This window comes from Yersinia proxima, assembly GCF_902170785.1.
GTDB lineage: Bacteria > Pseudomonadota > Gammaproteobacteria > Enterobacterales > Enterobacteriaceae > Yersinia > Yersinia proxima.
The window spans coordinates 244,932-259,254 of record NZ_CABHYG010000011.1; the positions used below are offsets into that span (position 1 = coordinate 244,932).

The window sequence follows — 14,323 nt, forward strand, 5'->3', positions numbered from 1 at the left end:
CGACGATTAATCGTCCAGGAAGCTGCGCAGCACTTCAGAACGGCTTGGGTGACGCAGTTTACGCAATGCCTTGGCTTCGATCTGACGGATACGCTCACGGGTGACGTCGAACTGTTTGCCCACTTCTTCCAGAGTGTGGTCAGTGTTCATATCAATACCGAAACGCATACGCAGAACTTTCGCTTCACGCGCGGTCAGGCCAGCTAACACGTCGTGAGTGGCAGAACGCAGGCTCTCAGAGGTGGCAGAGTCCAGCGGCAGCTCCAGAGTGGTATCTTCAATGAAATCGCCCAGATGTGAATCTTCATCATCACCGATTGGGGTTTCCATTGAGATTGGCTCTTTCGCAATCTTCAATACCTTACGGATTTTGTCTTCCGGCATCAGCATACGTTCAGCCAACTCTTCCGGCGTTGGTTCACGGCCCATCTCTTGCAGCATCTGGCGCGAAATACGGTTGAGTTTGTTAATGGTCTCAATCATATGCACCGGAATACGGATGGTACGTGCCTGGTCCGCGATAGAGCGGGTGATAGCCTGACGAATCCACCAGGTCGCATAGGTTGAGAACTTATAACCACGGCGGTATTCGAATTTATCTACTGCTTTCATCAAACCGATGTTGCCTTCCTGAATTAAATCAAGGAACTGCAAACCACGGTTGGTGTATTTTTTCGCAATAGAGATAACCAAACGCAGGTTAGCCTCAACCATTTCTTTCTTGGCACGACGCGCTTTCGCTTCACCGATAGACATACGACGGTTGATGTCTTTCACTTGCTCAATGGTCAGACCTGTTTCTTCTTCGATCTGACGCAGTTTTTGCAAGCTGCGTTGCACATCGTCCGAGACATCTTTCAGTTTTTCAGACCAAGGTTTGCCCATAGCAATTGCAGCCGCAAACCAGGTATCGCTGGTTTCATTGCTGGCAAACAGGGTAACGAAGTTCTTCTTCGGCATTTTGCACTGTTCAACACACAGTTTCATGATGATACGTTCTTGAGTACGAACGCGGTCCATCATGGCACGCATATTATTGACCAGATAGTCGAACTGTTTTGGTACAAGACGGAACTGTTTGAACACTTCAGAAAGTTTCAGAATCTCAGCAGCAGCGTTGGCGTGGCTACGGCCATTTTTCTTGATTTCCAAGCGTGCGTTTTCGTACTGCTCACGCAATTCGCTGAATTTCTGACGTGCCAGCTCAGGATCGATGCTGTTGTCGTCTTCTTCTTCTTCGTCGTCTTCATCTTCGTCGTCATCATCATCCATTTCTTCAGAGGATAATTCAGAACCAACGTGAGTTGCCGTAGGCGCAATATCTTCTTCGGCGTTTGGATCAACAAAGCCGGTGATCAAGTCAGATAGACGGGCTTCGCCCGCTTCAACGCGATCATACTGTTCCAACAGGTAAGTAATCGCTTCAGGGTACTCAGCCACTGAGCACTGAACCTGATTGATACCGTCTTCGATACGTTTGGCAATATCAATCTCGCCTTCACGCGTCAATAGCTCAACGGTACCCATTTCGCGCATGTACATACGCACCGGGTCGGTTGTACGCCCGATTTCGGATTCAACACTGGACAACACCTGTGCAGCAGCTTCAGCCGCGTCATCGTCGGTATCAGTGGTGTTCTCGGCCAGCATTAAATCATCGGCATCAGGGGCTTCTTCCAGCACCTGTATGCCCATGTCATTAATCATCTGGATGATGTCTTCGATCTGATCGGAATCGACGATATCTTCCGGCAGATGGTCATTGACCTCAGCATAGGTCAGATAGCCTTGCTCCTTACCACGGGTGACAAGTAGCTTCAGCTGTGACTGCGGGTTTTGCTCCATAAGACGGTATCCACACTTCAGAGTATTTGGGTTGGTGTCGGTCGGCGAAACCGCCAACAATAGCATTTGGGGCTTTTTTTTGTCGCCGCTGCCCGCCATGACGGCATATTGTGGGGATTTGCCCCCACATTTATCGGCAATTAAGCCGTTGGGTGTTTCATTTTTTTCTGGCTAACGCCAGATTCAAAGACCAAAGCTCTTTACGTTCTTCGGCGTTTAATCCATGAGTACGATCACGCGCTATAAGTGTTTCCTGACGTTGCTCCAATATGGAGTCATACAGGCTGGTTAGCGTGTCGACAAAAGTCTGTTCGACCATATCCTCAACAATCATGTGGTTCCATGTTGCGAGAGTTTCAAGTTGTTGGCTGAATTTATTATCACGATACAGTTCTAATAACTGCCCGGTTGTTAGCCCTGGTTGGGCTAAACACGTCTCAACCAACTCAATAAATAATGGTAAACCGGCCAACTTGGCTTGCTCGACCCCCTGTAGTGAGGGGATAAGTGTAGCCAGTTGTGGATTTTGTACCAATAGCCCTATAAGTATACGCATGGTTGTGCGTTTTAGCTGGGGCGGCTGGTAGCTATTTGCATTTTCAGTCTGCTTTGGCATCAGCTTATCGAGCTGGCTGTCATCGAGCAGACCTAGCTTATTGCCGAGCTGCTGGCGCAGGTAAAGCCGTAAGGTTTCACCGGGCACCTGGCTGATTAAAGGGAGTGCCAGCGTGCTTAACTTGGCTCGCCCATCTGGGCTGCTCAAATCCACTTGTGGCATTAATGTTTCGAACAAAAAAGTTGAGAGTGGCTGCGCCTCCTCCATCCGTTGTTCGAATGCATCTTTCCCTTCTTTACGTACCAGAGTGTCTGGATCCTCACCATCAGGCAAAAACATAAAGCGTAGCTGACGCCCATCATTTAGATAGGGCAGTGCAGTTTCTAGTGCACGCCAGGCGGCATCTCTACCTGCACGATCGCCGTCATAACAACAAATTACGTTATCCGTTGCGCGGAATAATAATTGAATATGTTCCGCAGTTGTCGCTGTACCCAGTGAGGCAACGGCATAATCAATACCAAATTGCGCCAGTGCTACCACATCCATATAACCTTCCACCACGAGTAGCCGTGTTGGGTTAGGATGGCTCACTTGCGCTTCATACAAGCCGTATAACTGGCGGCCCTTATGAAATATTTCTGTTTCTGGGGAGTTGAGGTACTTCGGCACTCCATCACCCAGAATTCGCCCACCAAAAGCGATAACCCGCCCACGTTTATCGCGGATAGGGAACATAACGCGCTCACGAAAACGATCGTAAACTCGCCCTGTATCATTAGTCACCAGCATCCCGGCATCGTTCAGTGCGGTACGGCTTTCACCATCGCGACCAAAACGTTTTAAGGCGTTGTCCCAACCTGGGGGGGCAAAACCGATAGCGAAATGTTGGATGATTTCTTCACTCAAACCGCGATGTTTAAGATATTCGCGTGCCTGATTGGCGTTTTGGCCCTTGAGTGATTGTTGATAGAATGCACTCAGGCTTTCCATCAGTTGATAAAGACTTTGTCGTTGATGGCGTTCTAACTGAGTGGTGCCGGTTCCTGCCTCATAAGGCACTTCCAACCCGTGCATGGTGGCTAATTCTTCGATACTTTCAACAAACTCTAGCCTGTCGTAATTCATCAAGAAATCAACAGCATTGCCATGCGCACCGCAACCAAAACAATGGTAAAACTGCTTTTCGCCATTAACGGTGAATGAGGGTGTTTTCTCATGATGGAACGGACAGCACGCATGATAATTTTTGCCTTGCTTCTTCAGCTTTACCCGAGCATCGATAAGGTCGACGATGTCGGTGCGAGCCAGCAAGTCATTGATAAATACACGTGGAATTCGTCCAGCCATAAGCCCCTATTCGGTCAGTCCATAAACGAGAACAAGCCGCGCATTCCTTTCGGAAAGCACGGCCTTCGTATGCAACTACTCGATCTGCGCGTTCTTAGAACATAAAAAACTACGCGGTGGGGTTACCCCCGAAGAATTAATACAGACGAGTGCGGCGTGCGTTTTCGCGAGCCAATTTCTTCGCGTGACGTTTTACAGCAGAAGCCTTAGCGCGTTTACGTTCGGTAGTCGGTTTTTCATAGAACTCACGACGACGAACTTCAGCTAATACACCTGCTTTTTCGCAAGAGCGTTTGAAACGACGAAGAGCTACGTCGAATGGCTCGTTTTCACGTACTTTAATTACCGGCATGTGCCTCTCACCTCAATAGAAATCGGTTTGCTGCTGGCCAATCGCCAGCCTTCTCAAAATGGTGCGGAATTTTACTTCAATGGATGCTGCTTTGTAAAGCACCACAGCAAATTGAAACAGGCACGCCCCTGTGATGTCGCCCCCGTTCTTTACAAGAAAGTTGGTGCCAGGAGTGCGACGGCCGCTGATTATATACTAAACAGGGCCATTGATCGAATTTATCAACATTCTTTTCAAATGTGACAACTATCAACAACATTCATCCTGTTGGATAGCCAAAATGCCGTTTTTCCGTTCAATTTGGTATCAGAAATCATGACGAGCGACACGGTTATGCTAAACTATCGGCCGCACGTGAATGATGGGAAATGTAATGCGAGTTTTGGGTATAGAAACGTCCTGCGATGAAACCGGAATTGCAGTGTATGACGATGAAACCGGTCTGTTAGCTAACCAATTGTACAGTCAGGTTAAATTGCATGCTGATTATGGCGGCGTTGTGCCTGAACTGGCTTCCCGAGATCATGTGCGCAAAACAGTGCCATTGATTCAGGCTGCATTGAAAGAAGCTAATTTGAGCGCCAAAGATATTGATGGCGTGGCGTATACCGCAGGCCCCGGCTTGGTTGGCGCATTGCTGGTTGGTGCCACAGTAGGGCGTGCATTAGCTTTTGCCTGGGGTGTTCCAGCCGTGCCCGTTCATCATATGGAAGGCCATTTATTGGCTCCAATGCTGGAAGAAAATGCACCAGAATTTCCATTCGTCGCGCTCCTTGTCTCTGGTGGCCACACGCAATTAATTAGTGTGACTGGCATTGGCGAATATCTGTTGTTGGGCGAATCTGTCGATGATGCGGCAGGTGAGGCTTTTGATAAAACAGCGAAATTGCTAGGTCTGGATTATCCCGGCGGGCCAATGTTGTCGCGTATGGCGCAACTTGGAACGGCTGGACGATTCACTTTCCCACGCCCAATGACTGATCGCCCCGGCCTGGATTTTAGTTTTTCTGGTTTGAAAACTTTCGCGGCAAATACGATTCGCTCTAATGGCGATGATGACCAAACGCGTGCTGATATTGCGCGAGCATTCGAAGATGCGGTGGTCGATACACTGGCAATCAAATCGAAACGCGCGCTAGATCAAACCGGTTTTAAACGCTTAGTGATTGCTGGCGGCGTGAGCGCTAATCGCACTTTGCGCAGTAAATTGGCAGAAATGATGCAAAAACGTGGCGGCGAAGTATTCTATGCCCGGCCAGAATTTTGTACCGATAATGGTGCCATGATCGCCTATGCGGGGTTGATCAGGTTGAAAAGTGGTGTGAATAGTGAATTGAGTGTGTCGGTGCGGCCGCGCTGGCCGTTGGCTGAGTTGCCGAAAGTCTGATCAGAAAGCCTGAGCGGGGCTGTGGCTGTGTTGCTGCGTCATCTCGCGATGCTCACATACTGATGTATGCTCCGCTCTCTCAATTCCTGGCGCCTTGCCTCGCTCCCGCTCAGTCATTCTGGATTGGGCGGGAGAGGTAAAACTAATCTTCTTCTTTCTCTTCCAACTCTGCGGCTTCTTCAGCGGGGGTTTTTTGCTTTTTCTTTCTGAGTTTGTCCCAGATTTTACTTTCTTTACCGCGCCATAAACGCTGGATATTGTCGTGATGACGCATCAGGATCAGGCAGGAGAGCATAGCTACAGGGAAGGTGAATTGTGGTTTGAACCACCAGACGTAAAATGGTGCGATCAGCGCGCTGATAATTGCGCCCAAAGATGAATAGCCGCTTAATAAAACCGTCAGTAGCCAAGTGCCCGTCATCAGGCCAGTCAGATCCCAGCCAATCGGTGCGATGGCACCAAAGGCAGTGGCGACACCTTTGCCACCTTTAAAGTGGAAAAATACCGGATAAATATGGCCCAGACAGGCGGCAATAGCGGTAAGACCAAGATACAGTGGTGATACGTGCAGCAGATAAGCTATCCAAACTGGTAACATACCTTTCAGTACATCAAAAATCAGTACGGTTGCAGCGGCGGTGCGGCCACCGATACGTAGTACGTTAGTGGCCCCAGGATTACCGGAGCCATGTTCACGCGGATCGGGTAGCTTGGCAACTCGACATACCAGGACTGCACTGGAAATTGAGCCACACAAATACGCGAAGATAATCATGCCAAGCGCGATAGCACTCATAACACCGCCCTGTTGAATAATGATCGTTTTAATCGCAACATCTGTGGATAATACGCATATTCGGCTGGAAGTGGTATCCGGCAGGCACAAAAACAGAGAATGACGTGATGGATATCGTATTTATTGAGGAACTCAGTGTTATAACCACTATCGGTGTTTATGACTGGGAACAGACCATTCAGCAAAAACTAGTGTTCGATATCGAAATGGGTTGGGATAATCGTAAAGCCGCCGCCAGCGATGATGTCAATGATTGCCTGAGCTATGCAGATATCAGCGATGCCGTCATCAAACACGTTGAAATGCAACGTTTTGCTCTGGTTGAACGAGTGGCTGAAGAGGTTGCCGAGCTATTGCTACAGCAGTTTAATTCACCTTGGGTGCGGATTAAGGTGAGCAAACCGGGGGCGGTTGCTCAGGCGCGTAATGTCGGTGTAGTTATCGAACGTGGCCAACGGCCTGGCTGATTTTTGTTCTGCCACGACATAAAAATGCAACCCTATATTGATAATGTGGTCTGAATTATTGATTAACGTGATATTTTTTACATACTGAAATTGAACGGCATTGTTTTTCACATTGCCGTTTTTTTGTGGATTTCTATTACAGGGCATTGGGTATCGTAGATGACGGATATGTATTCGCTGTTTGTGGCTTTTGTTTTGGGCGTGGTTGAAGGGCTTACTGAGTTCCTGCCGGTTTCATCTACTGGGCATATGATTATTGTTGGCGAGCTATTGGGTTTTACCGGCGATAAAGCAAAAACTTTTGAAGTCATTATTCAGTTAGGATCGATTTTGGCCGTGGTGGTGGTGTTCTGGCGGCGCTTATTCGGTCTGATCGGTATCCATTTTGGTAAAGTGCCTCATGAAGGGAAAACCAGCGGCCACCTGACATTGGGTCATATTTTGCTGGCAATGATCCCAGCGGTTGGTTTGGGATTGGTTTTCCACGATGTCATTAAATCGTTATTTAACCCGCAAAGTGTCATGTATGCCTTGGTCGCCGGCGGTTTGCTCTTACTGGCCGCGGAATGGTTTAAACCTAAAAATCCTAAGGCTATCGGGCTGGATGATATTACCTATCGTCAGGCTTTTGCCATCGGTTGTTTCCAGTGTTTGGCATTATGGCCGGGATTTTCCCGCTCGGGTGCCACCATTTCAGGTGGGATGCTGGTCGGTGTGAACCGCTACGCAGCCTCTGAATTTTCCTTTATTTTGGCAGTACCGATGATGCTCGGGGCCAGCGGATTAGATTTGTATAAGAGTCTACATTTCCTGAGTTGGGGCGATTTGCCGATGTTTGCCGTCGGGTTTATCACCGCATTTGTTGTCGCGCTAATTGCTATCAAAACCTTCCTGTCACTGATTAAACGTATCTCTTTCGTGCCTTTTGCGATTTATCGCTTTATTGTCGCGGCAGCGGTGTACTGGGTCTTTATGTAACAGTATCCTGGTCTGTAAATAAAAAAAGCCCTGAATTATCAGGGCTTTTTTTATTATCGTCAGAAGGTCAATTTAGGGGGAAACCACTTCCTGAGTCTGTTTCCATTCGGCTAAGGCTTGTTGGCGACGACGTTTCAGTTCATCACGAATAGCCAAACCCTGCAGCCCACTGGCGACCACTTCCTGCACTGAGACTCCGTTAGCAATACGGAACGCAGCACGTAAATAGTCGCCCTGAGGATATGGGTTTTCTTCAAATCCAGTACGGCCTCGGGCATCAGCTTCGCTGGTCATTATCATTTGCTCAAGGCGTTCTGGTTTACGCCATACATCAATAGCATCGAACAGTTTAAGCAAGGTTTCAGGTCGGAGCTTATTCACCGTATGGATGAGATCATGGTATTCAGCGACCAGTTTTGCTAAATCTCGCACTGGATTTGGCACCCGTAAACGTTGGCATAGCTGTTCGACTAATTTCACGCCCGCAGGACCATGCCCATGATGATGGGGCCAGAACTCTTTAGGTGTCAGACCCTTGCCTAAATCATGGCAGAGTGCGGCAAAACGTACATCAACTTCTGGGCTGAGTTGCGCGGCAATAGCCAGCGTCATCAGAGTATGAATGCCGGTATCAATTTCGGGATGCCATTTTTCCGGTGCAGGGACACCAAATAAACGCTCAATCTCAGGGAACAGCACCGCCAGTGCACTGCAATCGCGTAATACCTGAAAATAGACCTGCGGGCTTTGCGTTTTGAGTGCTTTTTCGGTCTCTTTCCACACGCGTTCTGCTGTCAAAGCAGAAAGTTCGCCACTTTTAGCCATTGCTGCCATCAAGGATTGGGTTTCTGGGGCGACGGTAAAGCCCAGATGCGCAAAACGGGCAGCGAAACGAGCCACCCGCAGAACCCGTAGAGGATCTTCGCCAAAAGCGTCTGAGACATGGCGTAATACGCGTTTTTCTATATCTTGTTGGCCATTGTAGGGATCAAATAGCTCACCTTCGCTGCTACGTGCAATGGCGTTGATGGTCAAATCGCGGCGCAGTAAATCTTCTTCCAGAGTGACATCCGGGGCGGCGTAGCAAGTAAAACCAGTATAGCCTTGGCCTGATTTACGTTCGGTACGGGCCAACGCGTATTCTTCATGGGTGACGGGGTGAAGAAATACCGGGAAATCTTTACCGACCTGTTGGTAACCCTGCGCGAGTAGCTGTTCTGGCGTTGCACCTACCACCACCCAGTCCTTTTCGGTCACGGGTAGGTTTAATAAGCTGTCGCGTACGGCACCGCCGACCAAATAGATATCCATATAGGCCCTTCGTTCTTGACGTTGCAGTTGTAGTGAACTGCTATTAGTTCATCCAGCGGTTATTCTTTTTACGGCTGGGGATCAGATGTGGCAGTATTAGACCCAGTAATAAGCCGATCCCTGCAACACCGCCGCCGTACATAAACCATTGCAAAATAATGGTGCGCTGCTTGTCATCCAATTGCAGATTTACCGCGTTGACCTTCTTCTGAGCCACCACCAGCTGGTTTTTCAATGACTCATTTTCTTTTTGTAATTCGGAAATAACACTGTCGCTGGCAGCCACTTTTTGCTGCATTTCGGCAGTACGTTGATTCCAGCTATTATCAATATTAGCCAGTTTATCGGTGAGTGTTTTGACCTGTTGTTCAAGGTCAGGAACCCGAACGCGTAAGCTGGGGGTTTCGCTCAATTGATTCAGCGGAATCCAGGTAGTTTTCCCTTTGCTGTCGCGGATTTGGCCGTAATTTGTGCTGTCATTAACGCTTATCAGGGTAACTTCATCCCCACCTTTTAGCGTGCCAACAATACGGTATTGGTTACCGGGGCCGCTATGAACGTAGGTATCCAGCTCATCAGAGATGTAGCGTTTTTCTTCAGCGTAAGCGCTCAGGGAAACAGTGAGACTTAGCACTATGAGGCAAATTAGGCGTAATTTCTGCATTAGAGAGTCATTTATGAGTGAATTTATGGGACGATAGTAGTGTGTTCAGTTTGCCGACGCAACGCATAAACCGGAATGAGAACTATCTTACTCTCATAGCCAGCGCGGCTTTAGCCCTTTGATTGTTCATTTTAACGACGGTGAAAATTTGTCTTATGAAGCCTTAGGGTCGACCGGTGAAAACAGGTTAAAATAGAGTTTGAATCAGGGCTGCCGCGTGCGTGTTTTTTGTTTTAAAGCAGAGAAGTTTGTGTAAAACAGGCAAATCATCGCGAAAAAGGCATAATGCCCGTAATCTCGCAACATACCGGTGTGAATGAAATTATGACCGTTGAAATAGAATTAAAATTTATTGCTACTCCTGCGGCCATTGCCGCTTTGCCGGAGCGAATCACCTCTTGGCAAAGTCAGCATTCAGCGCCGCAAACTCTGACGAACATCTATTTTGAAACGGCGGATAACCGTCTGCGCCAACATGATATTGGCTTACGTATTCGTGGTTATGATGGCCGCTATGAAATGACGATTAAGACCGGCGGTAAAGTGGTCGGCGGTTTGCATCAACGGCCTGAATATAACGTTGATATTGATAACGACAAATTAGATCTGGCACGTTTCCCCGCTGATATTTGGCCAGAAGGGTGGGCGGTTGACGCGCTACAAGCCGAGTTACAGCCATTATTCCGTACCGATTTTACCCGTGAGAAGTGGGTAATTACTTACGGTGAGAGCGAGATAGAGCTTGCTCTTGACCAGGGTACTATTAGTGCAGGTGAGTTGTCAGAGCCATTAAGTGAAATTGAATTGGAACTCAAGAAAGGCAATCAGGCCGATTTACTGGCACTGGCGACTGAACTGGCACAAATCGGTGGTTTACGGCAGGGGAACTTGAGTAAAGCGGCGCGCGGCTATCATTTAGCACAAGGTCAGCCACCACGTGAATTGCGCCCGTTGTTAGTGTTACAACCTGCGCCGAAATCTACCGTCGAGCAAGGTATGGTGGCCGGGCTGGAAATGGCGTTGAACCACTGGCAGTATCATGAGGAATTATGGTTGCGCGGTGAGACTGCGGCCAAGCCAATGATTATCGAGGCTTTAGGAATGATTCGTCAGACATTGGCTATTTTTGGTGGATTGGTGCCACGCAAAGCCAGCACTGAATTACGTGCGGCATTAATTGCGCTGGAACCCCAGTTAGAGCCGAAAAATGCCAAGGCCGAGCTCATTTGTTATAGCACCGATTATCTGAAATGTAAGTTGGCGCTCACATCGTGGCTGGTCACTGCTGGCTGGCGACCGTTTATGGATGACAAAGCGCGAACCAAGTTTGAGGGTTCATTCAAACGCTTCTGCGACATCATGCTGAGCCGCAGTGCTGCTGACCTAAAAGAGGCCTTTGGCCACAATCTGGATGATGATGGTTATCTGGCACAACTTCCGCGTTTAAACCGGCAGATTATGTCTTTCCAGTTACTCTCCGGTTTCTATCCACAAAGTGAATGGCATCCATACATTGATGGCTGGTTTGGTTTACAGCAGGCCATTATGGAGCGGCAGGGTCACTGGCGTGATACCGCCCGTAAAGAAGCGCTGTCTCAGCCCGCGTTCTGGTTGAATGGGGCTGTGCATTAATAGAGCTTATACCCAAAGTCGTTGGAGTTGCAGCTAACGCTACTGTGGCTTCAAATACGAAGGGTATATAAGGAATGATATGTTGCCACTCCCTTCAGAATTACAGATTCAGGCGCAAAATATACAGCAGCGCTTTTATGAGTTACCGGCTCCACTGAGCTTACGTGAAGAAGATATCGCAGTATTGGTATTGAGTGATTTTGTCAGTGACATGTTACTGATTCACCCTGATTGGCTGGATGAGCTGCATCAGCAGCCGCCACAACCGCAGGAGTGGCAATTTTATCAACAATGGCTCAGTCAGGCACTGGCCGAGGTACAAGATGAAGCCGGGCTGCTGGCAGCATTGCGACTATTTCGCCGGCGGATTATGGTGCGTATCGCCTGGTCACAGGCACTGGAAACCAGCGCCACGACGGATACCCTGCAACAGCTAAGTTGGTTGGCAGAAAGCCTGATTATTGCCGCGCGCGACTGGTTATATCAGGCGTGCTGTCGCGAGTTCGGTACGCCCTGTAACAGCGAAGGCGTGCCGCAGCCTTTACTCATTTTAGGTATGGGGAAATTAGGTGGCGGCGAGCTGAATTTCTCGTCGGATATCGACTTGATCTTTGCTTATCCAGAAAACGGCCAGACCCAGGGCGGGCGGCGTCAGTTGGATAATGCCCAATTCTTTACTCGCTTAGGGCAACGGCTGATTAAGGCTTTGGATCAGCAAACGATAGACGGCTTTGTCTATCGGGTAGATATGCGCCTGCGCCCATTTGGCGATAGTGGCCCGCTGGTGTTGAGCTTTGCTGCACTGGAAGATTATTACCAAGAGCAAGGGCGCGACTGGGAGCGCTACGCGATGGTGAAAGCTCGTCTGATGGGCGGAGCGGAAGACCATTACAGCCAGGAATTACGCCAAACCCTGCGTCCCTTCGTTTTCCGCCGCTATATCGATTTCAGTGTGATTCAATCGCTGCGTAACATGAAAGGGATGATCGCCCGTGAAGTGCGTCGGCGCGGCCTGAAAGACAATATCAAACTGGGTGCGGGTGGAATTCGTGAAATCGAGTTCATTACCCAGGTATTTCAGTTGATTCGCGGTGGCCGTGAACCGCGTCTACAAGATCGTGCTTTACTGCCGACCTTACAGGCCGTGGCCGAATTGGGTTTGTTACCCGAAAAACAGGTGGCGGATCTCAGCGCTAGCTATCTGTTCTTGCGCCGTTTGGAAAACCTACTGCAAGCCATTGCCGACGAGCAAACCCAGACTTTACCCAGTGACACCTTGAATCAGGCTCGGCTGGCTTGCGGCATGGGCTATCCAGATTGGGCAGCTATGAATGCCGCACTAGAGCAGCATATGCAAGCGGTGCGTTTAGTATTTGATGATCTGATTGGCGACGATACTCCCGATATTGGCGAAGATCCCAGCCACGGTTTGTATAAAAGTTTGTGGCAGGATGTATTGGAAGAGCGTGATTTAGCGCCACTGACGCCGCATTTAGATGAAACGGCACGCAGCCAATTATTGGTCACAATTAATCATTTTCGTCATGATGTGGATAAACGCACCATTGGCCCGCGTGGCCGCGAGGTGCTGGATCAACTGATGCCACGCCTGTTCGCTGAAGTCTGCCCACGCCCAGATGCCAATATTGCTCTTAGCCGACTGATTCAACTGTTGCTAAGTATTGTGACTCGTACTACCTATCTGGAATTGCTGGTGGAATACCACGCGGCACTGAAACATGTTATTCGTTTATGTTCTGCCTCCCCGATGGTTGCCAGCCAACTCGCCCGTTATCCACTGTTATTGGACGAACTACTCGATCCGCAATCGCTCTATCAACCTTTGGAACCCAGCGCCTACCGTGATGAATTGCGCCAATACTTGTTACGGGTTCCGCCCGATGATGAAGAGCAACAACTGGAGGCGTTACGCCAGTTTAAGCAGGCTCAACAATTACGTATTGCCGCTGGAGATATCACCGAGGCACTGCCGGTAATGAAAGTGAGTGATCACTTAACTTATCTGGCAGAAGCCATGATTGATGCGGTTATCCAACAAGCATGGAATCAAATGGTGGCCCGTTATGGTCAGCCAAGTCATTTGCAACAGCGCGAAGGTCGTGGTTTTGCTGTGATTGGTTATGGCAAGTTGGGGGGCTGGGAGCTGGGTTACAGCTCAGATTTGGACTTGGTGTTCCTGCTCGATTGCCCGCTGGATGTGATGACTGACGGCGAGCGCAGTATTGATGGCCGCCAGTTCTATTTGCGTTTGGCTCAGCGCATTATGCACTTGTTCAGCACTCGCACCTCGTCAGGTATTTTGTATGAGGTTGATGCGCGGTTAAGGCCATCCGGTGAAGCGGGTATGTTAGTGAGCACTATCGAGGCTTTTGCTGACTATCAACAGAATGAAGCCTGGACGTGGGAGCATCAGGCGCTGGTGCGCGCGCGCATTGTCTATGGTTGCCCTGAATTGCAGCAAAAGTTTGACGCTATTCGCCAGCAAATTCTTTGTCGCCCGCGCGAAGGCTCGCAATTACAGCAGGAAGTTCGCGAAATGCGCGAGAAGATGCGCAATCATTTAGGCAGTAAACAGCGTGATATCTTTGATATCAAAGCCGATGAGGGGGGGATCACCGATATTGAGTTTATCGCTCAATATTTGGTGCTGCGCTATGCTGCTACCGAACCGCGCTTGACCCGTTGGTCTGATAATGTGCGAATTTTCGAGCTAATGGCTAATTACGACATTATGCCGGAGGCGGAGGCGGCAGCATTGACTCACGCTTATGTCACCATGCGTGATGAGATTCATCATCTGGCATTGCAGGAGCAATCAAGCAAGGTCTCTGCTGATTGTTTTACCGCAGAAAGAGAACAAGTAGCCGCCAGTTGGCATAAATGGTTGGTTGCAGCGCCTTCGGGCGTATAGATTCCAGTTATTAATGGTATATAAGGTGTCTGTGATATTATCTGGCACCATAT

The 14,323-nt window shown here is 49.0% G+C and carries 11 protein-coding genes; 5 read left to right on the forward strand and 6 right to left on the reverse strand.

What is annotated here, in order from left to right:
• Positions 1-6 precede the first annotated feature (6 nt).
• The 3 genes from rpoD to rpsU form a co-directional block, all read right to left on the reverse strand.
• Positions 7-1,845 (reverse strand): RNA polymerase sigma factor RpoD, encoded by a 1,839-nt coding sequence (rpoD, locus tag FTB31_RS10050; protein WP_050077250.1) that lies wholly within the window; start codon positions 1,843-1,845, stop codon positions 7-9.
• Between the two features lie 157 nt (positions 1,846-2,002).
• Positions 2,003-3,751, reverse strand: a complete 1,749-nt coding sequence (gene dnaG / locus FTB31_RS10055; protein ID WP_077175198.1) for a DNA primase — start codon at positions 3,749-3,751, stop codon at positions 2,003-2,005.
• A 136-nt stretch (positions 3,752-3,887) separates the two neighbouring features.
• Entirely contained in the window at positions 3,888-4,103 is a 216-nt protein-coding gene (rpsU, locus tag FTB31_RS10060) for a 30S ribosomal protein S21 (RefSeq protein ID WP_001144069.1), read from the reverse strand.
• A 373-nt stretch (positions 4,104-4,476) separates the two neighbouring features.
• Here rpsU and tsaD point away from each other — a divergent pair, with 373 nt between their 5' ends.
• On the forward strand, positions 4,477-5,490 hold the full coding sequence (gene tsaD / locus FTB31_RS10065) for a tRNA (adenosine(37)-N6)-threonylcarbamoyltransferase complex transferase subunit TsaD (RefSeq protein ID WP_050077069.1): 1,014 nt from the start codon (positions 4,477-4,479) through the stop codon (positions 5,488-5,490).
• 142 nt (positions 5,491-5,632) lie between these two features.
• On the opposite strand, the gene plsY is transcribed toward tsaD, so the two are convergent.
• Positions 5,633-6,286, reverse strand: a complete 654-nt coding sequence (gene plsY, locus FTB31_RS10070) for a glycerol-3-phosphate 1-O-acyltransferase PlsY (RefSeq protein ID WP_005160822.1) — start codon at positions 6,284-6,286, stop codon at positions 5,633-5,635.
• Between the two features lie 107 nt (positions 6,287-6,393).
• Between plsY and folB the strand changes: the two genes are divergently transcribed.
• Both folB and bacA read left to right on the forward strand, forming a co-directional pair.
• The gene (folB, locus tag FTB31_RS10075) at positions 6,394-6,753 is read left to right on the forward strand and encodes a bifunctional dihydroneopterin aldolase/7,8-dihydroneopterin epimerase (protein WP_077175197.1); all 360 of its coding nucleotides are present in this window, start codon (positions 6,394-6,396) and stop codon (positions 6,751-6,753) included.
• A 159-nt stretch (positions 6,754-6,912) separates the two neighbouring features.
• Entirely contained in the window at positions 6,913-7,731 is an 819-nt protein-coding gene (bacA, locus tag FTB31_RS10080; protein WP_050077071.1) for an undecaprenyl-diphosphate phosphatase, read from the forward strand.
• Positions 7,732-7,803: 72 nt separating this feature from the next.
• Here the strand turns inward: bacA and FTB31_RS10085 are convergent, their stop codons facing one another.
• On the reverse strand, positions 7,804-9,042 hold the full coding sequence (locus FTB31_RS10085; RefSeq protein WP_077175196.1) for a multifunctional CCA addition/repair protein: 1,239 nt from the start codon (positions 9,040-9,042) through the stop codon (positions 7,804-7,806).
• A 43-nt stretch (positions 9,043-9,085) separates the two neighbouring features.
• Positions 9,086-9,706, reverse strand: a complete 621-nt coding sequence (locus tag FTB31_RS10090; RefSeq protein ID WP_227731337.1) for a TIGR04211 family SH3 domain-containing protein — start codon at positions 9,704-9,706, stop codon at positions 9,086-9,088.
• Positions 9,707-10,030: 324 nt separating this feature from the next.
• Between FTB31_RS10090 and FTB31_RS10095 the strand changes: the two genes are divergently transcribed.
• Positions 10,031-11,338: a CYTH domain-containing protein gene (locus FTB31_RS10095; RefSeq protein WP_227731338.1), complete on the forward strand. Its 1,308-nt coding sequence runs from the start codon at positions 10,031-10,033 to the stop codon at positions 11,336-11,338.
• Between the two features lie 79 nt (positions 11,339-11,417).
• Entirely contained in the window at positions 11,418-14,270 is a 2,853-nt protein-coding gene (glnE, locus tag FTB31_RS10100) for a bifunctional [glutamate--ammonia ligase]-adenylyl-L-tyrosine phosphorylase/[glutamate--ammonia-ligase] adenylyltransferase (protein ID WP_077175194.1), read from the forward strand.
• Positions 14,271-14,323 lie beyond the last annotated feature (53 nt).

Bases quoted from the DNA above. Each gene is read 5' to 3' on its own strand.
- rpoD (WP_050077250.1), bottom strand. From the start codon at position 1,845: ATGGAGCAAAACCCGCAGTCACAGCTGAAGCTACTTGTCACCCGTGGT.
- dnaG (WP_077175198.1), bottom strand. From the start codon at position 3,751: ATGGCTGGACGAATTCCACGTGTATTTATCAATGACTTGCTGGCTCGC.
- rpsU (WP_001144069.1), bottom strand. From the start codon at position 4,103: ATGCCGGTAATTAAAGTACGTGAAAACGAGCCATTCGACGTAGCTCTT.
- tsaD (WP_050077069.1), top strand. From the start codon at position 4,477: ATGCGAGTTTTGGGTATAGAAACGTCCTGCGATGAAACCGGAATTGCA.
- plsY (WP_005160822.1), bottom strand. From the start codon at position 6,286: ATGAGTGCTATCGCGCTTGGCATGATTATCTTCGCGTATTTGTGTGGC.
- folB (WP_077175197.1), top strand. From the start codon at position 6,394: ATGGATATCGTATTTATTGAGGAACTCAGTGTTATAACCACTATCGGT.
- bacA (WP_050077071.1), top strand. From the start codon at position 6,913: ATGACGGATATGTATTCGCTGTTTGTGGCTTTTGTTTTGGGCGTGGTT.
- FTB31_RS10085 (WP_077175196.1), bottom strand. From the start codon at position 9,042: ATGGATATCTATTTGGTCGGCGGTGCCGTACGCGACAGCTTATTAAAC.
- FTB31_RS10090 (WP_227731337.1), bottom strand. From the start codon at position 9,706: ATGCAGAAATTACGCCTAATTTGCCTCATAGTGCTAAGTCTCACTGTT.
- FTB31_RS10095 (WP_227731338.1), top strand. From the start codon at position 10,031: ATGACCGTTGAAATAGAATTAAAATTTATTGCTACTCCTGCGGCCATT.
- glnE (WP_077175194.1), top strand. From the start codon at position 11,418: ATGTTGCCACTCCCTTCAGAATTACAGATTCAGGCGCAAAATATACAG.